This window comes from Sanguibacter sp. A247 (assembly GCF_052324925.1).
Taxonomy (GTDB): Bacteria; Actinomycetota; Actinomycetes; order Actinomycetales; family Cellulomonadaceae; genus Flavimobilis.
The window spans coordinates 1-24,854 of sequence record NZ_JBQPRE010000005.1 but is presented as its reverse complement, the minus strand read 5'-3'; the positions used below and the strand labels follow the sequence as shown (position 1 = coordinate 24,854).

At 69.4% G+C, this 24,854-nt stretch carries 19 protein-coding genes; 8 read left to right on the top strand and 11 right to left on the bottom strand.

Features of this window, described 5'->3' with window-relative positions; genetic code table 11:
• Positions 1 to 12: 12 nt before the first annotated feature.
• From ACTVCO_RS11120 to ACTVCO_RS11110, 3 genes are all read right to left on the bottom strand, one after another.
• Complete coding sequence (locus tag ACTVCO_RS11120) at positions 13 to 606, bottom strand: regulatory protein RecX (protein WP_443728589.1); 594 nt, start codon at positions 604 to 606, stop codon at positions 13 to 15.
• A 140-nt stretch (positions 607 to 746) separates the two neighbouring features.
• The gene (gene recA, locus ACTVCO_RS11115) at positions 747 to 1,868 is read right to left on the bottom strand and encodes a recombinase RecA (RefSeq protein ID WP_443728493.1); all 1,122 of its coding nucleotides are present in this window, start codon (positions 1,866 to 1,868) and stop codon (positions 747 to 749) included.
• 208 nt (positions 1,869 to 2,076) lie between these two features.
• Entirely contained in the window at positions 2,077 to 2,307 is a 231-nt protein-coding gene (locus tag ACTVCO_RS11110) for a DUF3046 domain-containing protein (protein WP_443728588.1), read from the bottom strand.
• 82 nt (positions 2,308 to 2,389) lie between these two features.
• On the opposite strand from ACTVCO_RS11110, the gene ACTVCO_RS11105 reads away from it, so the two are divergent.
• Both ACTVCO_RS11105 and ACTVCO_RS11100 read left to right on the top strand, forming a co-directional pair.
• A complete protein-coding gene (locus tag ACTVCO_RS11105; protein ID WP_443728492.1) occupies positions 2,390 to 7,261 on the top strand; it encodes an Lhr family helicase in 4,872 nt (1,623 codons plus the stop codon).
• A gap of 45 nt (positions 7,262 to 7,306) precedes the next feature.
• Positions 7,307 to 8,161, top strand: coding sequence for a DNA-formamidopyrimidine glycosylase family protein (locus ACTVCO_RS11100; RefSeq protein WP_443728491.1), 855 nt, complete (start codon positions 7,307 to 7,309; stop codon positions 8,159 to 8,161).
• Here ACTVCO_RS11100 and ACTVCO_RS11095 read toward each other — a convergent pair.
• The 3 genes from ACTVCO_RS11095 to pgsA all read right to left on the bottom strand — a co-directional run bounded on the left by ACTVCO_RS11095 (position 8,145) and on the right by pgsA (position 9,719).
• Entirely contained in the window at positions 8,145 to 8,468 is a 324-nt protein-coding gene (locus tag ACTVCO_RS11095; RefSeq protein ID WP_443728490.1) for a helix-turn-helix domain-containing protein, read from the bottom strand. The two genes, ACTVCO_RS11100 and ACTVCO_RS11095, sit on opposite strands and share 17 nt — an antisense overlap.
• 202 nt (positions 8,469 to 8,670) lie before the next feature.
• Positions 8,671 to 9,150: a CinA family protein gene (locus tag ACTVCO_RS11090; RefSeq protein ID WP_443728489.1), complete on the bottom strand. Its 480-nt coding sequence runs from the start codon at positions 9,148 to 9,150 to the stop codon at positions 8,671 to 8,673.
• Positions 9,147 to 9,719 (bottom strand): CDP-diacylglycerol--glycerol-3-phosphate 3-phosphatidyltransferase, encoded by a 573-nt coding sequence (gene pgsA, locus ACTVCO_RS11085; RefSeq protein WP_443728587.1) that lies wholly within the window; start codon positions 9,717 to 9,719, stop codon positions 9,147 to 9,149. The genes ACTVCO_RS11090 and pgsA overlap by 4 nt, the downstream gene beginning before the upstream one ends.
• Positions 9,720 to 9,791: 72 nt before the next feature.
• Between pgsA and ACTVCO_RS11080 the strand changes: the two genes are divergently transcribed.
• Positions 9,792 to 11,105: a CapA family protein gene (locus ACTVCO_RS11080; protein ID WP_443728586.1), complete on the top strand. Its 1,314-nt coding sequence runs from the start codon at positions 9,792 to 9,794 to the stop codon at positions 11,103 to 11,105.
• A gap of 73 nt (positions 11,106 to 11,178) precedes the next feature.
• Here ACTVCO_RS11080 and ACTVCO_RS11075 read toward each other — a convergent pair whose 3' ends face one another.
• The 5 genes from ACTVCO_RS11075 to ACTVCO_RS11055 all read right to left on the bottom strand — a co-directional run bounded on the left by ACTVCO_RS11075 (position 11,179) and on the right by ACTVCO_RS11055 (position 18,087).
• On the bottom strand, positions 11,179 to 13,782 hold the full coding sequence (locus tag ACTVCO_RS11075; protein ID WP_443728488.1) for a DNA translocase FtsK 4TM domain-containing protein: 2,604 nt from the start codon (positions 13,780 to 13,782) through the stop codon (positions 11,179 to 11,181).
• Positions 13,783 to 14,063: 281 nt separating this feature from the next.
• Positions 14,064 to 15,749 carry a ribonuclease J gene (locus ACTVCO_RS11070; protein ID WP_443728487.1) on the bottom strand — a complete coding sequence of 562 codons (1,686 nt, stop codon included), beginning with the start codon at positions 15,747 to 15,749 and terminating at the stop codon, positions 14,064 to 14,066.
• An 11-nt stretch (positions 15,750 to 15,760) separates the two neighbouring features.
• Positions 15,761 to 16,669, bottom strand: a complete 909-nt coding sequence (dapA, locus tag ACTVCO_RS11065) for a 4-hydroxy-tetrahydrodipicolinate synthase (protein WP_443728486.1) — start codon at positions 16,667 to 16,669, stop codon at positions 15,761 to 15,763.
• 63 nt (positions 16,670 to 16,732) lie between these two features.
• The gene (locus ACTVCO_RS11060; RefSeq protein WP_443728485.1) at positions 16,733 to 17,281 is read right to left on the bottom strand and encodes a dihydrofolate reductase; all 549 of its coding nucleotides are present in this window, start codon (positions 17,279 to 17,281) and stop codon (positions 16,733 to 16,735) included.
• Complete coding sequence (locus ACTVCO_RS11055; protein ID WP_443728484.1) at positions 17,278 to 18,087, bottom strand: thymidylate synthase; 810 nt, start codon at positions 18,085 to 18,087, stop codon at positions 17,278 to 17,280. The genes ACTVCO_RS11060 and ACTVCO_RS11055 overlap by 4 nt, the downstream gene beginning before the upstream one ends.
• 58 nt (positions 18,088 to 18,145) lie before the next feature.
• Here ACTVCO_RS11055 and ACTVCO_RS11050 point away from each other — a divergent pair, with 58 nt between their 5' ends.
• From ACTVCO_RS11050 to ACTVCO_RS11030, 5 genes are all read left to right on the top strand, one after another.
• Entirely contained in the window at positions 18,146 to 19,600 is a 1,455-nt protein-coding gene (locus ACTVCO_RS11050; protein ID WP_443728483.1) for an NAD-dependent succinate-semialdehyde dehydrogenase, read from the top strand.
• A gap of 324 nt (positions 19,601 to 19,924) precedes the next feature.
• The gene (locus ACTVCO_RS11045) at positions 19,925 to 20,344 is read left to right on the top strand and encodes a TIGR00645 family protein (RefSeq protein WP_443728482.1); all 420 of its coding nucleotides are present in this window, start codon (positions 19,925 to 19,927) and stop codon (positions 20,342 to 20,344) included.
• Between the two features lie 58 nt (positions 20,345 to 20,402).
• Positions 20,403 to 20,912, top strand: coding sequence for a GNAT family N-acetyltransferase (locus ACTVCO_RS11040; RefSeq protein WP_443728481.1), 510 nt, complete (start codon positions 20,403 to 20,405; stop codon positions 20,910 to 20,912).
• Positions 20,913 to 20,970: 58 nt separating this feature from the next.
• Positions 20,971 to 21,951, top strand: coding sequence for a hypothetical protein (locus ACTVCO_RS11035; protein WP_443728480.1), 981 nt, complete (start codon positions 20,971 to 20,973; stop codon positions 21,949 to 21,951).
• A gap of 48 nt (positions 21,952 to 21,999) precedes the next feature.
• Positions 22,000 to 24,854: VWD domain-containing protein (locus ACTVCO_RS11030; protein ID WP_443728479.1), on the top strand; the 2,855-nt coding region annotated here is incomplete at its 3' end.

Sequence of the window (24,854 nt, the reverse complement as noted above, 5' to 3'; positions counted from 1 at the left end):
CCGAGGCGCCCATCAGTCCGGGCGTGCGGAGTCGGTGGCCACGGCCTCGATCCCGGCGCGCGCGGCGTCGAAGCACAGGCCCGGTGGGTAGCCCTTGCGTCCGAGGAAGCCGACGAGGCGCCGGAGGGCGACATCGCGCTCGTAGCCGCTCAGCCGTGCGGCGCGCGATCGCGCGAGCTCGAAGGCGGTGGTCCGCTCGGCTTCGTCATCAACCTGGGCGAGCGCCTTCACCGCGATGTCGTCGGCGATGCCCTTGCGGCGTAGCTCGAGAGCGATGCGCTTGCGCGCAGCCCCGGCCTCGTTGCTGCGGGACCGGACGATCGCATGCGCGAGAGAGTCGTCGTCGATGAGCCCGACCTCGGTGAAGCGATCGAGCAGCCGCTCGGCGACGTCGTGAGGAACGTCGCGTGCCGCGAGACCGTCGGCCAGCTGCTTGCGCGAGCGAGCGGAGGCCGTGAGCGATCTCAAGAGGTACTCACGAGCGGTGTCCTCTGTCGCCTCGGGTGAAGGGGCCGAGGCGGTGCGCTTCCGTGGACGCGCCGGCGAGCTCCCCTCAGACGTCGCTGACTCCGCGGGCTTCGCGGGCTTCGCCGGCACCGCTGCCATCGCTGCCCTCAAGGCCGCGATGGTCCCGGCATCAGCGACCCGCGCGTCCGCCGCCGGGTCTGTCACGGACCCCGTCCCGACCTCGGCCCCAGCTCCGGTGAGGGAGCTGGGGCCGAGGCGATCCGACCCGTCGGACGGGATCAGAAGTCGACCTTCGCGGCCTTGGCACGCCCCTTCTTGGGCGCGGGCTCGGCAGCGTCGGCAGCCGCGGTGCCGACCGCCGCCGTGGCGTCAGCAGCAACGCCGTCCGCCGGAGCCTCGGAGGGCGGGATAATCCCGAGCTTCTCCTTGATCCGACGCTCGATCTCGGCGGCGAGCTCCGGGTTGTCCCGGAGGAACGAGCGCGAGTTCTCCTTGCCCTGGCCGAGCTGGTCGCCCTCATAGGTGTACCAGGACCCCGACTTGCGAACGATGCCGTGCTCGACACCCAGGTCGATGAGGCTTCCTTCGCGGGAGATGCCGACGCCGTAGAGGATGTCGAACTCTGCCTGCTTGAAGGGCGGGGCCATCTTGTTCTTGACGACCTTCACGCGCGTCCGGTTACCGACCGCGTCGGTGCCCTCCTTGAGGGTCTCGATGCGCCGGATGTCCATACGGACGGAGGCGTAGAACTTCAGCGCCTTGCCACCCGTCGTGGTCTCAGGGGAGCCGAAGAACACGCCGATCTTCTCGCGCAGCTGGTTGATGAAGATCGCGGTCGTCCCGGTCGTCGACAGCGCACCTGTGAGCTTACGCAGCGCCTGCGACATGAGACGCGCCTGGAGGCCGACGTGGCTGTCGCCCATCTCGCCCTCGATCTCAGCCTTGGGCACGAGGGCCGCAACCGAGTCGACCACGATGATGTCGATCGCACCCGAGCGAACGAGCATGTCCATGATCTCGAGCGCCTGCTCACCCGTGTCCGGCTGTGAGACGAGGAGCGCGTCCGTGTCGACGCCCAGCTTCTTGGCGTACTCGGGATCAAGCGCGTGCTCCGCGTCGATGAAGGCAGCGATACCGCCGGCGCGCTGCGCGTTCGCGACCGCGTGGAGCGCCACCGTCGTCTTACCGCTCGACTCCGGGCCGTAGATCTCGACGATGCGCCCACGAGGGAGCCCGCCGATACCTAGCGCGACGTCGAGCGCGATCGAGCCCGTCGGGACGACCGCGACCGCAGGGCGGTCGTCGTCACCGAGGCGCATGATCGACCCCTTGCCGAACTGGCGGTCGATCTGGCTGAGCGCTGCCTCGAGCGCCTTCTCGCGGTCCGCGGATGCTGCCATGGTTCACCTCTGTCATTCAGGGCGGCACGTACCGCCGGGCAAGCTCTGAGATCTTGATGGGCCCGACACTAGGACGAGCCACCGACATTGACGCGCGAGCGCCGCAAGGCCGTGGACGGACTGACCTTCGTCGACCTCTGTGGGCAACAGTAACGAACAGGTGTTCGATCTTCGAACGCAGACACGCGGCGTGTCGCGATCTGCTCGCTCAACGAGGCGGAGCCTGCCGATGAGGATCAGATCCCCACCGCTCAGCGTCCGGGATCTGCATCGCGTCGCACAGAGCGTGCCAGATGACCCGTGGCTCGACCCCGTCGTCGATCGCGCGGACCGCCGTCCGGCCGCCCAGCGCCTCGAGCACCTGGTCGCCCGCGATCGACCGCCCGTAGGCGCGCCCGAACACGTCGTCGACCAGATCCCAGAACTCGCGATACCTCACGGGAACAGGGTGCCACGCATGCGCGGTGCCACCCGCGCGCTTTCCACCGCCGATGTCCGTGGTCCACGCCACAATAGGAACCGTGACCCCGTCCCCGCCGCCCTCTGACCCGCTCGCCGGCTTCACGCCGGCGACACGCGCGTGGTTCACGGGCGCGTTCGATGCCCCGACCCCGGCCCAGACCGGCGCATGGGCCGCGATCCGCGGCGGCTCCCACGCCCTGGTCATCGCGCCGACGGGTTCGGGAAAGACCCTCGCGGCGTTCCTCTGGGCCGTCGACCGCATCCTCGCCCGCCCGACGAGCACGACCGGCCCACGGACCGACCGCATTCTCTACGTCTCGCCGCTCAAGGCCCTCGCCGCGGACGTCGAGCGCAACCTCGCGAGCCCCCTCATCGGCATCCGGCACGCGGCCGCGACCGCAGGCCTCACGCTCGCCCCCGTGACGGTCGGCACCCGGACGGGTGATACTCCCCCGGCGGAGCGACGACGACTCGCTCACAAGCCTCCAGACATCCTCATCACGACCCCCGAGTCGCTCTTCCTCATGCTGACGTCCTCAGCACGCGAAGGACTCCGCGAAATCGGAACGGTCATCATCGACGAGATCCACGCCGTCGCAGGCTCCAAGCGTGGCGCCCACCTCGCACTCTCGCTCGAACGGCTCGATCTCCTCCTCGACACCCCCGCGCAGCGGATCGGCCTGTCCGCGACTGCACGACCCGCGTCGGTCGTCGCGGAGCTCCTCGGCGGGCATCGCCCGCACGACGACGGCGGGCGTCCGGTCGTCGTCGTCGAGCCTCCCACCCGCCGGCAGATCGACCTCGACGTCATCGTCCCTGTCGAGGACCTCACCGACATCGGCGCCACACCCCTTCCAGGGGTGTCTGCCGACGACAAGGAGCCCGACCTCAGCGGCGCCGCGACCGCCCCGCTCGCGCGGGCCTCAGTCTGGCCACACGTCGAGGAGCGGATCGTCGACCTCGCCACGACGAGCCGCTCGACGATCGTCTTCACCAGCTCCCGTCGCAGCGCCGAGCGCCTGACGTCCCGGCTCAACGAGATCTGGGCGCGCCGCAATGGTCGCGACGTCCCCGAGCCCGGCGCCGCGCAGCCGGCCGCGGTGCCCGGCCAGGCCGGGACCTCCGCGGGTGCCGACGCAGTCTTCGCACGCGCCCATCACGGCTCGATGTCACGGGCGGAGCGGACCTACACCGAGAGCGAGCTCAAAGCCGGCCGCCTCCCCGTCGTCGTCGCGACGAGCTCCCTCGAGCTCGGCATCGACATGGGCACGGTCGACCAGGTCGTCCTCGTCGGCTCGCCGCCCTCAGTGGCCTCAGGCCTCCAACGCGTCGGCCGCGCCGGGCACGCGGTCGGTGTGCCGAGCCACGGCGTCCTCGTCCCGACGCACACCGGCGACCTCGTCGCCGCCGCGGTCACGGCCGCGCGCATGCGCGCCGGAGAGATCGAGTCCCTGCGCCTCATCCAGCATCCGCTCGACGTCCTTGCCCAGCACATCGTCGCGATGGTCGCGCTCGACGACTGGCCCGTCGACGAGCTCGAGGCCACCGTGCGTCGTGCAGCGCCCTTCGCTCGGCTGCCCGCCCGCGCACTGCGCGGCGTGCTCGACATGCTCACGGGACGGTATCCCTCCGAGTCGTTCGGCGAGCTGAGAGCACGCCTCACGTGGGACCGTACCCGGGACGTCCTCCAGGCCCGCCCGGGCGCTCAACGCCTCGCGGTGACGAGCGGCGGAACGATCCCGGACCGCGGCCTGTACGGCGTCTTCCTCGCCGCGTCGTCGCCGTCCGCCGCACCCGACGAGATCCGCGCAGACTCGCCGCCGCGCGCACGTGGGGGGCGACGCGTCGGTGAGCTCGACGAAGAGATGGTCTACGAGTCACGTGTCGGGGACACGATCACGCTCGGCTCCACGACGTGGCGTATCGACGAGATCACCGTCGACCGGGTCCTCGTCTCGCCCGCGCCCGGGCTCCCCGGGCGCATGCCCTTCTGGAAGGGCGACTCGCCCGCGCGTCCCCCCGAGCTGGGTCGCGCGATCGGCGCGTGGACGCGCGAGACGGTCAGGCGCAGCATCCCGGTGTCGCCCGCGCGCACCGAGGCGGTCCTCACCCATCTGGCGGACCAAGGGCTCGACGCGTGGGCCGCCGGAAACGTCGTCGCGTACCTGCGCGCCCAGCACGCGGCGACCGGGGTCGTCCCGGACGACCGCACGATCGTCGTCGAGCGGTTCCGCGACGAGATCGGCGACTGGCGGGTCGTCGTGCACAGTCCCTTCGGGTCGCGCATCCACGCGCCGTGGGCCCTGCTGCTCACCGCGCGGCTCCGCGAGAGGTACGGGGTCGACGTCGCAGCGATGCACGCGGACGACGGCATCGTCCTGCGGCTGCCCGACATCGGGCTCGACGGCTTCGGGTCCGACGGCGTGGCGTCAGGCTTTGTTCCGTCGAGCGCCGCGCCCGAGATCGCCGACGAGCTCTTCACCGACCCCGCTGAGGTCGCGTCGCTGGTGCGGGACGCACTCTCGGGATCCGCGCACTTCGCCGCACGATTTCGCGAGGCTGCGTCGCGGGCGCTCCTGCTCCCGCGGCGTTCGCCGGACCGTCGCCAACCGCTGTGGCAGCAGCGGCAGCGTTCGGCCCAGCTCCTCGAGGTGGCAGCGGCCTTTCCCGAGTTCCCCATCGTCCACGAGGCCGCACGCGAGTGTCTTCAGGACGACTTTGATGTCAGTGCGCTCACCGAGCTCATGGCGGACGTCGGGGCGGGACGCGTCGATGTCGTCCACGTCGACACGCCCCAACCCTCGCCGTACGCGCGGTCCCTCCTGCTCGGCTACACGGCGCAGAACCTCTACGGAGCCGACGCCCCGCTCGCCGAGCAGCGCGCTGCGACGCTCGCGCTCGACCCATCGTTGCTCGACGAGCTGCTCGGCGGTTCCGGATCAGCGCAGCTCGCCGATCTGCTCGATCCGACGGCGGTCGAGCAGGTGGCCGGCGAACTCGACGGGCTCGCACCTGACCGGCGCGCGCGCAGTCACGAGGGCCTCGTCGACCTCATCCGGCGGCGCGGGCCGTCCACTCTCGCGGAGCTGCGTGACCGCAGCGAGCCCGACGCTGACGTCCGCGGCTGGCTCACGATGCTCGAGGCAACCCGGCAGGTGATCGCTGTGCGGCTGCCCGGACTCACGCGTGACGAGAGCTCTGTGGCAGCCGAGCGGTGGGTCGCCGTCGAGGATGCGGCGCGGGTCCGGGACGCGCTCGGCGCGGCACTTCCGGTCGGGCTGCCCGACGCGCTCCTCGTTCCGAGCGCCGACCCGCTGGGGGACCTCACCCGTCGCCACGCGCGCACGCACGCGCCCTTCCCGGCGTCAGACGTCGCTCAGCGCTTCGGGCTTCCGCTCGCGGTGGTCCGCGAGGTCCTCGACCGTCTCGTGGCCGCAGGTGAGCTCGTACGAGGCCGACTCCTGCCGGAAGCACTGGGCGGAGCAGGCACGCAGTACGCCGACCGTGATGTCGTCCGACGCCTGCGCAGGCGATCCCTCGCGCTGCTGAGGGCTGACGTGGAGCCTGCTCCTGGGACGGCGCTCGGGCTCTTCCTGCCACGCTGGCAGCGCGTCGGCGATCTGCGTGGGCACGCCGGGCTGCTGCGCGCAATAGAACAGCTCGCGGGCGCACCCGTGCCCGCGTCCGACCTCGAGACGCGCATCCTTCCGGGCCGGGTCGTCGACTACTCCCCCGAGATGCTCGACGCTCTCACGACGAGCGGCGACGTGCTGTGGGCAGGCCATGGAGCGCTCTCCTCGCCGGGGAGGGGCGCGGGCGACGGCTTCGTCAGCCTTCATCGTGCTGAGACCGCGCCGCTCACCCTTCCCGTGGCGACGCTCGACCCCGTTCTGGCCGCAACGCCGTACGTCGTCGCGGCGCTGGACGGCTCGGGGGCGCACTTCCTCGACCGTGTCACCGAGCGAGCCCGTGCTGCCGCACGGGACGCCGGCGATGAGGACGCACTCGGCGACGAGCCGCTCGCGGCGGTGCAGGCCGCGCTGTGGTCATTGGTCTGGGCAGGGCGCGCGACGAACGACTCGCTCGGACCCCTGCGAGCCCTCCTCGGCACGAAGGCCCGTACGGGGCGGACACCCGCGCGGCCCGTCCACCGTCCGCGTGGGCGCTTCGGCCTGGCCGCCCTCACCCGTCCGCCGACGGCCGAGGCACTCCACGGGGGTGGCCGCTGGTCGCTCCTGCCCGACGTCGAGCCCGACCCGACGGTGCGAGCCCACGCACTCGCCATGGTGCTCCTCGACAGGCACGGGATCGTCACCCGGGCGATGTCGTCGGCCGAGCAGATCGGGGGCAGGTATCCCGGTCTCTACAAGGTGCTCACGGCGCTCGAGTCCGCGGGCCAGGTGCGGCGCGGGTACTTTGTCGAGCACTTGGGCGGGTCCCAGTTCGCGGTGCCCGGAGCAGTCGACCTGCTGCGTGACGACGCTCGCACGATCGAGCGTCGCACGCAGACGGACGGGGCCGCGCGCGGAGGCACGGACGCGGCCGCGCCCGGCGCCGGTCTCGTCCTCGCCGCATGCGACCCGGCCAACCCCTATGGGGCGGCGCTCGCCTGGCCGGCAGGGGTGAGCGACGTCGGGCACAGACCAGGACGCAAGGCCGGCTCGGTCGTCGTTCTCTGCGAGGGGGCGCTCGTCGCCTACGTCGAGCGTGGCGGCCGCACGCTGCTGACGTTCACGGAGGACGACCATCTGCTGGCGCTTGCGGCTCACGCGTTGGCCGCAGCGGTGGCCTCGGGCAGGCTCGGACGCCCCACGGTGCGGCACATCAACGGCACGGAGGTGTTCGGGCTCACCGGACCGGTCGTCGCTGCCCTGCACGACGCGGGATGGACGCTCACGCCGCGCGGCCTGCGCGTCACGGGGCATCCGTGAGCCGCGTGACACGTTCGTGCGTGCTCTCTTCTCCCGGGGTCCGCGATGCCTGAGGGCGATGTCCTGCGCCTCACGGCGACGCGTCTCGACACTGCCTTGCGTGGCTCGATCCTCGTGCGCACCGAATTCCGGTGGGCCGAGCTGGGCGCGGTGAGCCTCATGGGACGCGAGGTTGCCGAGGTCGCGGCGTACGGCAAGAACCTGCTCATCCGGACGACGGACGGATGGACCGTTCACGCGCACCTCCGCATGGAAGGCCGTTGGTTCGTCGCACGGACGGGAACGCCCCAGGCGGCAGGGCGCAGCCCGTTCGTGCGCGCGGTGCTCGCATCCGAACGGTGGACCGCCCTCGGCGAGCATCTCGGCATGCTCAACGTCGTCCGCACGCGCGACGAGAATCGGCTGCTCGGCCATCTCGGCCCGGACGTTCTCGCGCCGGCCTTCGATGCCGCATCCGCTGCCCTTCGGCTACGGGACGCGAGCGAGGGTCCGCACGTGAGCCTTGCAGAAGCACTCCTCGACCAGAAGCGCGTCGCCGGCATCGGAACGATCTACGCTGCCGAGTCCCTCTTCGCTCGGCGCATGGACCCGTGGCGTCTCGTCGGTGCGTGCGACGCCTCAGAGCTCACCGCGCTGCTGCTGACGGCGCGCTCCCGCATGGAGCGCGTCGTCGCACACGGACTCGGCGCGCTCGACGCGCGCGTGCACGGACGACTAGGGCGGCCGTGCGTGCGCTGTCGCACCGCGATCGCGGTGCGACAGGCCCGCAGGCCGCCCTATGNCCTCCCCCCCCCCCCCCCCCCCCCCCCCCCCCAGGCCCGCAGGCCGCCCTATGAACGTCCGATCTTCTTCTGCCCTCGATGCCAAGCACCTCAGGCGGGCATCAGCCGATCGGAGTGAGCTCGCGTCGAGCCGGAACGCGACCCACAGCGGTCGCGAAGTCGTCCGGGACAGTGTCCGGGACGAACACACCCTCGGCGACCGCCACGCGGTCGCTCACCTCACGCAGGACGGTCGACAGCGGGACGTCGAGCGCCTCGCAGATCGACCCCAGCAGCTCTGAGGACGCTTCCTTCTGACCACGCTCGACCTCGCTGAGGTAGCCGAGCGACACACGTGCTGCAGAAGACACCTCACGCAGGGTTCGCCCCTGTCGCTGACGTGCATCGCGCAGAACATCACCGATCTCTCGTCGTAGGACGATCATCTGGCGCCCCCTCTCCGTCGTTCCACCTCGTTGCGTCACGGTCTGGTGAGGATACAACGTCCCTCGGACAGGCTCATGCCGTCGGGCTGGTCCACGCGCTGCGCGAGACGGACCTTTCGCGCCCAGCGTGCCTGTCCTCGATGTTGTCTCCATGTCCTGTCCAACTCATGGAGCCCCTCCGATGTTCCCGGTGTGGGCGGGCTCACCGGGTGACGATCTCGTGAAGCAGCTCGATCGCCCCGAGCGCGGCGCGCTCGCGCACGGCACCGCGCTCACCGGGCAGGTCGAGGCGCCGCTCGGTGACGACGCCGTCGAGACAGGCAGCGATGTGGACGCGGCCCGCAGGGATGCCCCCCTGCGGCCCGGGGCCGGCGACACCCGTCGTCGCGAGGCCGCACCGCGCACTCAGCACGCGTGCAGCTCCGAGCGCCATCTGGCGTGCCACTTCGGCATCCACGGGCCCGCGTGTCGCAAGAAGATGAGGATCGACTCCGAGGACCGACGACTTCACGTCCGTCGCGTACGCCACGACCCCGCCGCGCACGACGTCGGACGCGCCCGGCGGGCCGACAAGCTCTGAGCACAGCAGCCCGCCCGTGAGGGACTCGGCCACCCCGATCGTCAGGCCACGCTCCTTCGCCGCAGCGAGAAGGGCGTCAGCGGCGGACGCGAGGATCGTCACGCCCGGCCCTCACGCACCACGGGGTTGCGAAGCGTCCGGACCGCATAGTCGACGCCCGTCACCACGGTGACCGCGACGGCGATGCCCATGACGACATAGCCCGCCGTGTGGACGATCTCAGGCAGGACGTTGCGCGGAAGGAGAAGGATCGCGAGCGCGACCGACTGCAGCACGGTCTTGAGCTTGCCCCCGCGCGAGGCAGCGAGAACGAACCGCTCCATGACGAGGAGCCGCATGACCGTGATCCCGAGCTCACGCACCAGGATGACGAGCGTGACCCACCACCAGAGCTCACCGAGCAGCGACAGGCCGACGAGCACGGTGCCGATGAGCGCCTTGTCAGCGATCGGGTCGAGCAGCTTGCCGAGGTCCGTGACGAGCCCACGGCTACGCGCCAGATGTCCGTCGACCTTGTCCGTCACAGCGGCGACGACGAAGAGGGCCGTGGCGACGAGGCGCCACACGACGGAGTCACCGCCGTCGACGAACAACGCGACCGCGACGAACGGAACCATGCCGATACGCGCCGCGGTCACCGCGTTCGCGATGTTCCACTGCGTGCGCCACATGCTCCCGTTGCCTGTCACCCTCCCAGGATAGGTGCAGTCAAGCGCGATTCCGGCGGTAGTCTCCCGGGTGTGATGCGCCACGCCCAGAACCACGCCGCCCATGGCACCCGCCGCCCTCGGCGGGTCGCACTCGTCACGACCCTGGTGCTCGTCGTCGGTGGCGGCGTCGCCGCCGCGCTCACCCTCCCTGACCTGTTCGACTCTCGCCCTCCAGGGACGTCCGCGGCGACGACGACGACGCCCGGAGCGGCCCCCACGCCGAGCCCTTCGCGGAGCCCTCAACCGACCCCGGAGCCAACACCCGACGTCGACCTCACGATCCTGGCGGCCGGCGACGTGCTCCCGCACACCCCCGTGATGACGTCAGCGCGCACGGGCGACGGCTACGACTTCCGCCCCCTGCTCGCTGGCCTGGACGCGTGGGTCCAGGGCGCTGACCTCGCGCTGTGCCATATGGAGGTTCCGGTCGCACCCACGGGCCGACCGGTCTCTGGGTACCCCATGTTCGGGACGACCCCGGCGCTCGTCCGTGACCTCGCCGCGCAGGGCTGGGACGGCTGCTCCACCGCCTCCAACCACTCCGTCGACAAGGGCTTCGCTGGCCTTGCGCGCACGCTCGACGTCTTCGACGCCGAGGGCCTGGGTCACGTGGGCACAGCACGCTCGTCATCGGAGTCGCTGCAGGCGCAGCGCTACGTCCTCGAGACCAAGGACCAGACGACGGTCGTGGCCCACCTCTCGGGCACCTACGGGACCAACGGCATGCCCGTCGACGCGGACAAGCCCTGGTCGGTGACGATGCTCGACGCCGAGGAGATGATCTCGGCTGCGCACCGAGCACGCGCCGAGGGCGCAGACGTCGTCCTCGTCTCGATGCACGCGGGCAGCGAGTACGTGACGGCCCCGACCGAGCAGCAGCGCGAGCTCGCGCAGGCGCTCGCCGACTCGGGCGAGGTCGACCTGCTCATCGGGCACCACGCGCACGTACCCCAGCCCTTCGCCAAGCTCACGGGTGGCCCCGACGGCGCAGGCATGTGGGTCGGCTACGGGCTGGGCAACATGGTGTCCAACCAGGACGGCAACTGCTGCTCCGCGCAGACCGCCAACGGTCTGCTCATGATCGCGACCGTCCACCGCTCGGCCGGCGGCCCCGCGCACGTCACCGGCGTCGAGTGGGCGGGCATCACGGTCGACCGTCTCGGTGGACACCGCATCCACGCTTTCGCCGACCTGGACGGTCCCGTCGGGCGGCTCTCGGAGAAGACGCTCGGCTCACGCCTCAAGGACGTCGAGGAGGCGGTCGACTCGACCGCTCCCGAGCGCCGTGAGCCGCCCATCGCCACGGCCACGGTCACCGTCGAGCCCCGTCCAGGGTCCACGGACTAGCCGATCGGCTCCGTCCCCGACGACACGACGACCCGACGCCACGACGAGGTGAGCGTCAGTGCGCAGGGCGCCGTCAGCGTCCCGTGAGCGACCAGGCGTCCTCTGAGTCGTCGCCGTCCTCGCCATCCTCGCCGTCCTCGACGAGAGGGGGACGACCAGAGACGACACCGTCCGCATACCTGTCCACAGGAGCGCTCCGGTCGTCGTCGGGAGCGCTCGCCGCGGGTGCGTCCTCGCCACGGAGCATCGCTAGCGTCGCGGCGAGGCTCTCGGGCTGCACGAGGACATCGCGCGCCTTGGACCCCTCGGACGCGCCGACGATCTCACGCGACTCGAGCAGATCCATGAGTCGACCCGCCTTGGCGAAGCCGACACGAAGCTTGCGCTGCAGCATCGACGTCGAGCCGAACTGCGACGTGATGACCAGCTCCGCCGCCTGGAGCAGCACGTCGAGGTCGTCGCCGATGTCGTCGTCGACCTGCTTCTTCGCCGCAGCGACCGTGACGTCCTCGCGGTAGATCGGCTTGAGCTGTTCCTTGACGTGCGCGACGACCGCCGCGATCTCCTTCTCCTCGACCCAGGCACCCTGGACACGGGCGGGCTTGGCCTCACCCATGGGCATGAAGAGCGCGTCACCCTGGCCGATGAGCTTCTCGGCACCCGGCTGGTCGAGCACGACGCGGGAGTCAGTGAGCGACGAGGTCGCGAACGCGAGTCGCGAGGGGACATTGGCCTTGATGAGGCCCGTGACGACGTCGACCGAGGGTCGCTGCGTCGCAAGAACGAGGTGGATCCCGGCCGCACGGGCCAGCTGCGTGATGCGTTGGATCGAGGTCTCGACGTCACGTGGCGCCACCATCATGAGGTCCGCGAGCTCGTCGACGACGACGAGCAGGTACGGGTAGGGCGCGATCTTGCGCTCGGACCCGGGCAGCGGGGTGACCTTGCCCGAGCGCACGGCTGCGTTGAAGTCGTCGATGTGCTTGTAACCGAACATCGCGAGGTCGTCGTATCGCGCGTCCATCTCGCGCACGACCCACTCGAGGGCCTCGGCGGCCTTCTTCGGGTTCGTGATGATGGGCGTGATGAGGTGCGGGATGCCCTCGTAGATCGTCAGCTCGACGCGCTTGGGGTCGACGAGGACCATGCGCACCTGGTCGGGGGTCGCCCGCATGAGGAGCGAGACGATCATCGAGTTGACGAAGCTCGACTTGCCGGCGCCGGTCGCGCCGGCCACGAGGATGTGCGGCATCTTGGCGAGGTTCGCCACGACGTACCCGCCCTCGACGTCCTTACCGATGCCGATGACCATGGGGTGCTCGGTGCGCCGCGCGACCGAGGAGCGCAGCACGTCGCCGAGGACGACGGTCTCACGGTCGGCGTTGGGGATCTCGATTCCGATCGCGGACTTGCCGGGGATCGGCGAGAGGATGCGCACGTCGGCGCTCGCGACGGCGTAGGCGATGTTCTTCGAGAGGTTGGTGATCTTCTCGACCTTGGTGCCCTGGCCGAGCTCGACCTCGTAGCGCGTGACCGTGGGTCCCCGCGAGAACCCGGTGACCTTCGCATCGATCCCGAACTGCTCGAAGACGTTCGTCAGTGACTCCACGACGCGGTCGTTCGCAGCCGAGCGCACCTTGTGGGGCGGCCCCGTGAGCAGGGTCTCCTCACCCGGGAGCACGTAGACGATGTCACCGCCGAGCATGGGCTGCTCGCCCTGGGGCACGGCCGAGGTCGGCGGTGCGGCGCGCTCCTCGGCGCGCTCCTCGACGAGGTCCGGCCCCGCGTCGGGCGGCGCCGTGGGCGCCGTCGGTGCGGTCGCGGCCGGCTCACGCACGGCCTTCACCGCCGTGGCGACGTGTTCGACGACCGCGGTCGCGTCGGTCTCGCCGGGCTCGATCTCACGCATCGCTGCAGACTCGAAGGGCCGCGGACCCTCACCCTCGGCGAACGTGGTCGTCGGGGTCTCGTCCGCCGCACTGTCGCGGCGTCGGCCGAACCGGCGCCGTCGCGCGGCAGGCTCGGGCGCATCCGTGCCGTCGTGCCGCGACACACCGGCCGCGAGCTCGAGCGCAGTGGTCGCGTCGTCCGGGTCGTCGAGCGGGCCACGCCCCACGAGCTGGCGCAGGCGCGGGACGATCTGGTTGATGGGCGTCGCGGTGAGGACGAGCAGACCGAAGAATGCGAGCAGGATGAGCACGGGCACGGCGATCCAGGCGCTCAGTGCGGCGACGAGCGAGTTTCCGACCCCGTAGCCGATCGCACCACCTGCGTCGCGCAGGCCCGCCCAGCCGCCCGCCGGCACGGGGCGCCCGGCCGCGATCGCGACGACGCCGCACACCGCGATGAGGATGGCGGTGATGCCGATGCCCTGACGGCTCGTCTCGGCACCCTCCTGAGGCGCGCGCATGAAGCGCACGGCGAGCCATCCGAGAAGGACGGGGAGCACGACTCCGACGACGCCGAGAAGCCCGGCGACGGCGATGTGGACCCACTCCATGACGAAGCCGTCGAGGCTGAACCACTCGCGTCCGGCGACGATGATCGTCAGCGCGAGCAGGAGCAAGGCCACGCCGTCGCGACGGTGGGCGGGGTCGAGGTCGCGCGCACCGCGCCCGACGCCGCGGAAGCCCCCGCCGATGAGGTGCGCGGTGCCCATCCAGGCGCCCTTGATCATGCGGAGCAGGAGAGGCGGAGGGGTCGGCTCAGGCTGCGGGGCGCGTCGACCGGAGCTGCCGCGAGCCGCTCCGGATGCGCGCGAGGACGCGCCGGCGCCGCGCGCCGCCGTCGTGCCACGCTTCGCGGAGGGTGCTGAGGAGCCACGTGTCGCCATGGTCCCGAACTTACCAACGACGGTCGTTGCAGCCGTGCAACGGCGCGGCCCGAGAAACGTCACATCGTCCGTGAACGACGTCGTCCCGGGACCGTCGAGGGTCCCGGGACGACGTGTTCGGTGCGTCAGGCTTCGACGACGACCGGGACGATCATCGGACGGCGGCGCAGACGGTTCGACACGAACCGTCCCACGACGCGGCGCATGACCTGCTGAAGCTGGTGGGTGTCGACGTTGCCGCCCGAGGCCGCCTCCTCGAGCGAGTCAGTGAGCTGCGGCAGGATGCCGTCGAACACGGCGTCGTCCTCCGCGAAGCCACGCGCGTGGATCTCAGGCCCGGCCACAACCTTGCCCGAGGACGAGTCGACGACCGCGAAGATCGAGATGAAGCCCTCTTCCCCGAGGATCCGACGGTCCTTGAGCTCGGCGTCGGTGAGCTCGCCCACGCTTGAGCCGTCGACGTACACGTAACCGCACGGGACCGCTCCGACGATCGAGGCCTTGCCGTCGACGAGGTCGATGACGAAGCCGTCCTCGGCAAGGACAACGCGCTCCGGGGGGACGCCCGTGCGCACGGCGAGCGCGCCGTTCGCCACGAGGTGGCGGACCTCGCCGTGAATCGGCATGACGTTGCGCGGACGCAGGATGTTGTAGCAGTAGATGAGTTCACCCGCGCTCGCGTGACCCGAGACGTGCACCTTGGCGTTGCCCGAGTGCACGACGCGCGCGCCGAGGCGCGTGAGGCCGTTGATGACGCGGAAGACCGAGGACTCGTTGCCCGGGATGAGCGAGGACGCGAGGATCACGGTGTCGCCGGGGCCGACGGACACCTTGTGGTCGCGGTTTGCGATGCGGCTGAGCGCCGCCATGGGCTCGCCCTGCGATCCCGTGCACATGAGGACGACCTGGTCCTCGGGGAGCGAGTCGACCTTCTTGAGGTCGACGAGCAGGTTGTCGGGCACGTGGAGGTAGCCGAGGTCGGCTGCGATACCCATGTTGCGGACCATCGAGCGCCCGACGAAGGCGACCTTGCGACCGTGTGCGTGAGCGGCGTTGAGCACCTGCTGGACGCGATGCACGTGCGAGGCGAAGGACGCGACGACGATGCGGCCGTCGCACTGGTCAAAGACCCCTTCGAGAACGGGGCCGATCTCCTGCTCGCCCGTGACGAAGCCGGGAACTTCAGCGTTGGTCGAGTCGACCATGAAGAGGTCGACGCCCTTCTCACCCAGGCGGGCAAACGCCCGCAGGTCGGTGATGCGGCCATCAAGAGGAAGCTGGTCCATCTTGAAGTCGCCCGTGTTGAGCACCGTGCCCGCGGGCGTCGTGACCGCGACCGCGAGTGCGTCGGGAATCGAGTGGTTGACGGCGATGAACTCGCACTCGAAGACGCCGAAGGACTCGGTGCGACCTTCCTTGACGGCGAACGTCACGGGGGTGATGCGGTGCTCCTTGAGCTTGGCCTCGATGAAGGCCAGCGTCAGCTGCGAGCCGACGATGGGAATGTCGCGGCGCAGGCGCAGGAGGTACGGGACGCCACCGATGTGGTCCTCGTGACCGTGCGTGAGGATGATCGCCTCGATGTCGTCGACGCGATCGGCGATGTAGCTGAAGTCGGGCAGGATGAGGTCGACGCCCGGCTGGTGGTCCTCGGGAAAGAGGACGCCACAGTCGATGACGAGGAGCCTGCCGTCGAACTCAAGGACGGACATGTTGCGACCGACCTCACCGAGTCCGCCGAGCGGAACGACGCGCAGCCCGCCGGCGGGAAGCGGCGGAGGTGCGGGCAGCTCGGGGTGAGCGTTGCTCATAGGGGTGCCTTTCAGTGGGACGGGTCGAGCAGTCCCGCGGCCACGAGGTGGGCGCGGACGACGGCGACCTCGTCGTCGGTGGCTGCCACCTGGGGCAGCCGGAGGGTTCGGGTGGGCACAAGGCCGAGGAGCTCGCACGCAGCCTTGGCCATGACCGCCTGGAAGCCCGCGCCGTTGACGGCGTCGATCGCTTCGGTGATAGACGAGAACGTTGACCAGGCGCGTGCGTGATCGCCTTCGTCGAAGGCGCGCGTGATCTCGGCAAGCTGGTCGCCGACGACGTGACCGGCGACGGAGACGATTCCGCTTGCGCCGTATGCGAGGTAGGCCGGGTAGAGCGCGTCGTCACCGCAGTACCACGCGAGTCCAGTTGAGGCGATGAGCTTCGAGGCGCCATAGATGTCGCCCGTCGCGTCCTTGACGGCCACGACATTGCTGTGCTCGGCGAGGCGCGCGATCGTTGACGGCGCGAAGCGCACCCCGGTGCGCCCCGGAACGTCGTAGAGCATGACGGGGACACCGGTCGCCTCAACGACGGTGAGCGTGTGGCGGTAGACGCCCTCTTGCGAGGGGCGCGAGTAGTACGGGGAGACGACGAGAAGGCCGTGAGCGCCAGCCTCGGCTGCCTGCTCGGCCATGCGCACGGCGTGCGCTGTGTCGTTGGATCCCGCGCCAGCCACGATGCGCGCGCGGTCCCCGACCGCCGCGACGACCGCCGCGACCAGCTCGGCCTTCTCGGGGGCGTGGGTCGTGGGCGACTCACCCGTCGTTCCGTTGAGGACGAGCCCGTCGTGCCCGTGGTCGACAAGATGCTTCGCAAGCGCAACCCCGGCGTCGACGTCGACGGAGCCGTCGGGCCTCATCGGGGTGACCATCGCGGTAAGCACGGCGCCGAACGGGCGCCCGGGGGTCTGCGTCATGGAGGCCAACCTATCGCGCGCGACCGGCCTCCCGCTGCTCGGCACGCCCTGCGGACCGCGCACCTAGATGGTCGGGGCGACCTCGTCCGCCCGCACGTAGCGTTCGATCGCGAAGCGCATGCCGTTCGAGGCCTGAGTCCAGCCCTGCTCGGGTGTGCGTTCGACCCGCACCCACTCGGGCCCCACCTCAGGAGCATGGACGTCGGCGTCGAACGTGCCGTCGATCTGCGTCACGACCAGCTCGTCGGCATACGGCATCGCGAGCGCATACAGCTGTCCGCCGCCGATCACCCATGACCGCTCGCCTGTGACGGCCTCGAGTGCGTCCGTGAGACTCGTGACCACGCTGGCGCCGGGTGCGTCATAGGTGGGGTCACGAGAAAGAACGATGTTGCGTCGCCCCGGAAGCGGACGGACGCGATCCGGAAGCGACTCCCACTGGGCGCGGCCCATCAGAACTGCGTGTCCGCGCGTGCGGTCACGGAAGAACGCGAGGTCCTCGGGCAGGTGCCACGGCAGGTCCCCGTCACGGCCGATGCCACGCTCGGCATCCTGCGCCCAGATCATGCCGAGCCACGTGCCCGCTGGGCGGGCGTCGAATGGGGCGTTCACACTGCAACCGGCGCCGAGATCGCGGGATGGTGCTCGTAGCCGGTGAGCACGGCATCGTCAAAGGTGTAGTCGAAGATCGAGGCGGCCTTGCGAAGATCGAGCGTCGGGAACTCATAGGGTTCACGGCTCAGCTGCTCACGCACCTGCTCGTGGTGATTGTCATAGACGTGAACGTCGCCGCCGGTCCACACGAAGTCCCCGACCTCATAGCCGGTCTGCTGCGCGACCATGTGCGTGAGCAGCGCGTACGACGCGATGTTGAACGGCACGCCCAAGAACATGTCGGCTGACCGCTGGTAAAGCTGGCACGAGAGCCGGCCGTCCGCGACGTAGAACTGAAAGAAGGCGTGGCAGGGTGCGAGCGCCATCTTGTCGAGCTCCGAGACGTTCCATGCCGAGACAAGATGACGCCGCGAGTCCGGGTTCGCGCGCAGGTCCTCGATCACCTTGGTGATCTGATCGATGTGACCGCCGTCGGGCGTCGGCCACGAACGCCACTGGACCCCGTAGACCGGACCGAGCTCGCCTTCGTCGTCGGCCCACTCGTTCCAGATGCGAACGCCGTTGTCCTGCAGCCACCGCACGTTCGAGTCGCCCCGCAAGAACCAGAGCAGCTCCCCCACCACGGACCGCATATGAACGCGCTTCGTCGTGACGAGCGGAAAGCCCTGCGCAAGGTCCCAGCGCAGCTGCCGCCCGAAGACGGAGCGGGTGCCCGTCCCGGTGCGGTCAGACTTCGGAGTGCCGTGCTCGAGCACGTCCCGCAGGAGGTCCTCATACTGCGTGTCGGGGTGCCTGGCCGTCATGTTCGGAAGCCTACGGGATCGGCCTGCGCCGAGGGCCGGTGCGGCGGATGATGGACGCATGGCACCGACGCCCCTCGCCCACGACCTCCCCACCGGCTCTCTCGTCGGCGGCGCGTGGCAGCCCGCGGCGAGCACCTTCGAGGTCCACGACCCCGCGACGGGCGACGTCCTCGCCGAGGTCGCGGACGCCGACGGCACCACGGCGCTCGCGGCGCTCGACGCGGCGGCCGACGCCGCGCCCGCGTGGCGCGCCGCCACGCCGCGCGCACGCGCCGACGTCCTCCACGACGTCCACCGCACGCTCCTCGCGCGCGGCGAGGAGATCGCCGCGCTCGTCACGGCCGAGGGCGGCAAGCCGCTCACCGAGTCGCGCGCCGAGCTCGCCTACGGCGCCGACTACGTCCGCTGGTACGCCGAGCAGGCCGTCCGCGTCGACGGGCTCGTCCGCACCGCCCCCGCGGGCGGTGCGCGGCAGATCGTCTCGCGCCGGCCCGTCGGGCCTTGCCTCCTCGTCACCCCGTGGAACTTCCCGCTCGCGATGGCGACCCGCAAGATCGCGCCCGCGCTCGCCGCGGGCTGCACGGTCGTCGTCAAGCCCGCGCGCCTGACCCCGCTGACGACGATGCTCGTCGCCGAGGTCGTCCGCTCGGTGCTCGCGAGCCACGACCTGCCGACAGGCGTCCTCAACGTCGTCACGGGCACGAGCGCGGGCCGGCTCACCGAGCCGCTGCTCGCCGACCGCCGGCTGCGCAAGCTCTCCTTCACGGGCTCGACGGAGGTGGGTCGCACGCTCCTCGCGGGCGCCGCCCAGGGCGTCCTGCGCACGTCGATGGAGCTCGGCGGCAACGCGCCGTTCCTCGTGTGCGACGACGCCGATCTCGACCTCGCCGTGACGAGCCTCCTGCAGGCGAAGATGCGCAACTCCGGTCAGACGTGCGTCGCCGCGAACCGCATCTACGCGCAGGAGGGCGTCGCGGGCGAGCTCACGGCGCGGCTCACGGACGCGTTCGCACGGCTCGTCGTCGGCCCCGGCGCGCGCGACGACGTCACCGTCGGGCCGCTCATCGAGGCGTCCGCCGTCGACCGCATGGACGAGACCGTCGCGGCCGCGCTCGCCGACGGCGCGCGCGTGACGACGGGCGGGTCCCGGCCCGGCGGGCCCGGGCACTTCTTCGCACCGACGCTCCTTGCCGACGTCCCCGCCGGCTCCGACGTGCTGCGCGCAGAGATCTTCGGACCCGTCGCCCCCGTGACGCGCTTCGGCACCCTCGAGGAGGGCGTCGCGCTCGCGAACGACACCGACGCGGGCCTCGTCGCCTACGCGCACACCCGCGACCTCCGCACCGCGATGCGCCTCGCGGACGAGCTCGAGGCCGGGATGATCGGCCTCAACCGCGGCATGGTGTCCGACGCGAGCGCGCCGTTCGGCGGCGTGAAGATGTCAGGGCTCGGCCGCGAGGGCGGCGAGGCGGGGCTCGAGGAGTACCTCGAGACGGTCTACGTCGCGCTCTGAACCGCGGGTGCGGGCACCGGGCGCGTCCACATCCTGCGCAGACGTCGGCGTCACGACCCCACGCCCCTACCCTGAAGCTCCCCGCACCTGACGACCGGAAGGCCGCCATGACCGAGCACGACCAGCCCCAGACCGACCCGACGCTCGCCGGACCTCGCTACAGCTCGTCGCTCGGCGCGATGATCTTCGCCTCCCGCTGGCTCTAGGCGCCCCTCTACCTCGGCCTCATCGTCGCGCAGGTCGTCTACGTGTGGCAGTTCCTCAAGGAGCTCTGGCACCTGCTCGTCGGCGGCTTCACGGGCGTCCACACGAACAGAGGACCCCGTGACGCACACGGTCGTCGAGCACGCGTTCGGCGCCGAGGAGATCATGCTCGCGGTGCTCGGGCTCGTCGACGTCGTCATGATCTCCAACCTCCTCATCATGGTGATCGTCGGCGGCTACGAGCCATTCGTCTCCCGCATGCGCCTCGACGGCCACCCGGACCAGCCCGAGTGGCTCAGCCACGTCAACGCGAACGTCCTCAAGACGAAGCTCGCGATGTCGATCATCGGCATCTCCTCCGTCCACCTCCTGCGGACGTTCATCGAGTCGAGCTCGGGCCGCATCACGGGCGAGGTCATGCTCTGGCAGACGATCATCCATCTCGCGTTCGTCGTCTCGGCGCTCTCCCTCGCGTGGATCGACCGGATGTCGCTCACCGCCCACCAGAGGGCCGCGAACGCCGCGGTCGCGACGCACTGACCCGACGGGCGACCGGGACCCGTCACCGGGACGTCCGCGGACGGGAGAGACTGGACCCATGAGCCTGTTCTCCCCGACCGCGGACGTCTCCGTCCGCCCGGCCGTGCCGGGCGACGAGGTCGCGATGGCCGACCTCCAGATCACTGCGTGGCGCGCGACGCACGCAGACGTCCTCGGCGCCGACGTCCTCGACCGGCTCGACGTCGACGGCTTCCGCTCCCAGTGGGCGACGGCCGTCGGGACGCCGCCCGGGCCCGGCTTCGCCGTGCTCGTCGCGTGTGCCGGCCCGCGCGTCGTCGGGTACGCCGCGCTCTCGCCGGGCGCGATCGTCGGGCTCGAGGTCGCGCCCGACGAGCGCCGCAAGGGCCACGGCTCGCGCCTGCTCTCCGCGGCCGTCGACCGCCTGCGCCAGGACGGTGCCGAGGAGGTCTCCGCGTGGGTGCTCGCGGGCGACGAGGGTCGCGAGCACTTCCTCGCCGGAGCGGGCCTCGCCGCCGACGGCCGCCGCCGCACGCTCGACGTCGCGGGCCGCGAGGTCGTCGAGAGCCGGTGGAGCGCGACGCTCTAGACGTTCACCGCAGCCCGCGCACTTGCGCCCAGAGTCCCACCCATCTACGGTACGACCCGTGCCGGACATTCCAGAGTACCGCTTTGTCGACGCCGACCTTGAGCCCGGGCTCGAACACAGTCCCTTCGTCGCGTGGGACGTGTCAGCGCACGTCCCCCATGTCGCAGACCCGAGAACGCTCGAGCTCCGCCGCCTCCCGCGCATCGACGACGGGCCGGAGCGCTTCGACGCATACCTGAGCGCCGACGGGTCAACCGTCGTGACGTCGCATCACCGATGGGTCGGTGTCGGGACTGGCACGACGACAACCATGCGGACGTCCCTCGCAACCCTCGAGCGGACACAGATCGCCGAAATCACAGTCAGACCATCGGAGAGGCTTCGCCAGTGCTTCGACGCGGGACTGAATGTCTCTGCCTCAGCCCTTTCCTGGACCACCAAGCAGTTCAACAGCGCGGGGACCGAAGTTCTAGATTCGACGACCACGACCACGCTCAGCTCCGCAAGCTCGACGGGCGAGCTCGAACCCTATCTCAAGATTCTCGGGCATGAAATCATCCTCGGCGATGAAGCGCTGACAGCCGCTCAGCTCTCGCCGGACGGGAGCCGACTTGCGATATCGGTCGCGCCACGCCCACCAGAGCCCGGCATGAGTTTCTGTTCGACGCTGGTCATCGATATCGAGACAGGCGACACTGTCGCGGATATCGGCGAGTACAGCCTCCACGGTACTCGGTCATGGAGCCCCGACGGACGACATCTTCTTGTCAGAAGATCCATGCGGCTCTCGGTGCTCGAGGTCGAGACCGGTACGCTCACGACCCCACCCGGGCTACCGGTCGACGTCCATCTGCAGCCCAAGAAACGTGTCCATCGCGTCCAGGGGTGGCACGCGCCAGGACAGCTCGTCTCGGTGATCCAGGACGGATCGCTGAACACGTTCTTCGCAGTCGACGTCCAGATGGGACCTATGTCACCACTCTGGGCCGTGAGAAGTCCTGGCACCACCATGTTCCACATGGCTGCACCTTCGAGCTGAGCCCCAATTGTCCATTCAACATCAGACCAAATCAGGAGACGCCCGATCGTGAAGATAGCATGGGGAGCACTTGCGACAATCGCGATCGCCGCTAGTACAATTTCAATCGCGCCCGGCGAAGCCGCCGCCGCACGCTCGACGTTATCGCCTCCTGAGCAAATTATGCCCAAGGCGGCGGAATGCGCACCACTCGACCGCCGCGAGTTTTCCCGCAGTGATCTCTGCATAAACGGGCGCACCGTTCGGACGAACGGCAGAATATCGCGAGAGTGCTTTAATGCGGCAACATTATTTGTCGTTCCCCGGGGTTTCTGCTCGGACCCCGAGGTTCGCCAAGCCGAGCGAATCGCACAGGCCCGCCTGATCAATCACCTGGAAGGACAGCACGGCGAGGGAAGCGTCTACTGGGAAACGCGGCTCCGCCGGATCGACGCTAACCTCACCGCATCGTCCGGGCGCGCCGACGTGGTCACCCATCAATTTGGCATCGCCGATCCAGCGAACGCTCCGGTCGATATCTACGAAGTCAAACTGGCCGGCAACGGCACGACGGCCGCTGCGGGCGCACAACTCGACAGCTATGTGCGCGGCGCAAGGGAGACTCTGTGGAGCAACGCCCGACGCGGAACCGCAACGGGAGCCTATAGCGACGAGTTTGCCGTCGAGGACTACGGGAGATGCCCGGACGGCACGACAGTTGACATGCGCTATAACGTCACCGAGGCGCCTGGCCAGCAGGGACTGCTCATCGTGAAGGAGGAAGCGACCTCTTGCAGCGCTTCGGGCGAGGACGAGAACGAGGAGCCCGAAGAAGTCGACGAGTTTCTGACCGAGCTTCCTCGGGTTCCGGCACGCACCGTGAAGGTGCCCCGGGGAAACAAGACGATTACTCGGGTCGTCCCCAAGGGCGATACCCGCGCGACCAGACCGGGCGCTCGAGTTCCGATTAAGTGGGGCACCTACGAACAGGATGCGTGGTGCTTGGAGAAGTTCAACCACCTCGGTCCGCGATTCGGATCCGTGAGCGTCGCGACCCTGGCATGCAAAGAGGCAAAGGACGTTGCAGTCCTGCTCGCTGAACCTGCAGTCGCCGCAGTGATCGCAGGCATGGCAGCGAACGAAGTGGACGCCCTTCTCGAGGATCTCGGCGCAGTAGAGGTAGGAGACGCCGAGACTGTTGGCACTTCACCCGCGAGAGTTTCGGGCGACCCACATCTTATCACCCTTGACGGCCTCAACTATGACCTTCAGTCGGTCGGCGAGTTCCATCTTCTTGATATCGCGGGAGGCGCATGGAATCTCCAGAGTAGATTCATCCCGATGCTTCGCGATTTCTCCGGGATGGGATCATTGGCATTCGAGATTGCTGGATCAGTCGTGGAGCTTGATGCGACAGGTGGCGTCTGGATCGACGGCGATAGTAGCGCGCTGAGCGAGGGCGCGGGCTACATGTTCTCGGACAGCTCCACACTTGTCCGCCACGAAGGCGTAGTTGTGGCCGACATCGTCACAGCGGCGTCGGCTACTCCGATTACAGTGGAGTGGAGCTATCGGGCTGGCGTTGGTTCGGTCGGGCTCGCGATTCCAGACGTGTACCGCGGTGCGACAGCAGGGCTGCTCGGAGACTATGACGGGGACTTCCAGAACGATCTTAGGCTTCGCGACGGCACCCAGCTCAGGACGAGCGCCCCTGCCCAGTCGATTCACGACTACTACGCAGATAGCTGGCGAATCCGAGAGAGCGAGTCGCTCTTTACGTATTCCGAAGGTTCTTCGTCCGCCACTCACACGGACCTGAGCTACCCCAGAAACATCACGACGCGAGGTGACTTCAGCGCGGCGGAGCGATTTGATGCACGAGGCCTCTGCGCGGAGTATGGCGTACCAGCCGGTCCGGCTTTCGACGACTGCGAGCTCGACGTTCTCGCGGGCGGTAGTTGGGCGTTCGCCGCCACGGCCGCGGAAGTCGAGCGCGACTCTGTCAAAGTGGGAGATCTACTTGCTGACGATGCGGGAGTGGTTCTGCAGGACTTCGAAGGAGAGATTCCGAACAACTTTGATCAGGTAAGGCTCGGGGCCGAGTCGGGGCTCTCGCGTTTCGCTGGCCCTGTGGCGGGAACAGAAGAACTGCGGTTCTACGTCCCCGCGCTGCCCCACCACGATGACGTGACACTGAGCTTCGACGTCATCAAGTTCGGGCCCTGGCCGTCATCATCATCGTTCAACCTGTATGTCGGCGGTAGGCTCTACCGGACTGTCGAGGAAGAAGGCTCGTCACGCGTTGGAGAGACAGCAAGCGGCGCAGAGTTTAGGGTCGCCACACACCGGGTAGTTGTTGATCACTTCAGCACTCTCCTTGACGTAGTCGTCAAGCCGGTTAATGTGACTGCCAGCAAGGGCGCGGCATTGGCCATCGACAATATTGGCTTGAGTCTTGGCCTTGTCACACCCCACGTGTTCCATGTCAACTTCGATGGCGCACCCTCAATTGACCTTTCCGGCAGCACGGCCGCCCCGGGTTCGGGCGTACTGGAGTCTCTGGGCGCCGTCGACCGCTACATCATCGACGATGTGGCCGGCGGTTCCCTGTATCTGGACACGAGCACATATGCGTCATCACTCCGGTGGACGGTTCGTCAGAATGGTGAGACGCTCGGAAGTAACCTCTTCAGCAAGGGTGACCAAGTCATTGCTTTGGGTCCGGGCGTCGTTGAGGTGGAAGTCGCCGCGGCGGGGTCTCCTTCCCGCCACGAACAAGGTTATAAGCTCGGCGTGATTCAGGTCCCTGAGAAGCAGTCGTTCACGCTGCCGGTGACCAACGAGCCCTTCACCTTGACCAAGGACTCCCTGGGAACAGGCTCCGGCCACATCGAGAACAAAGCCTCCATCGACGAATACTCCCT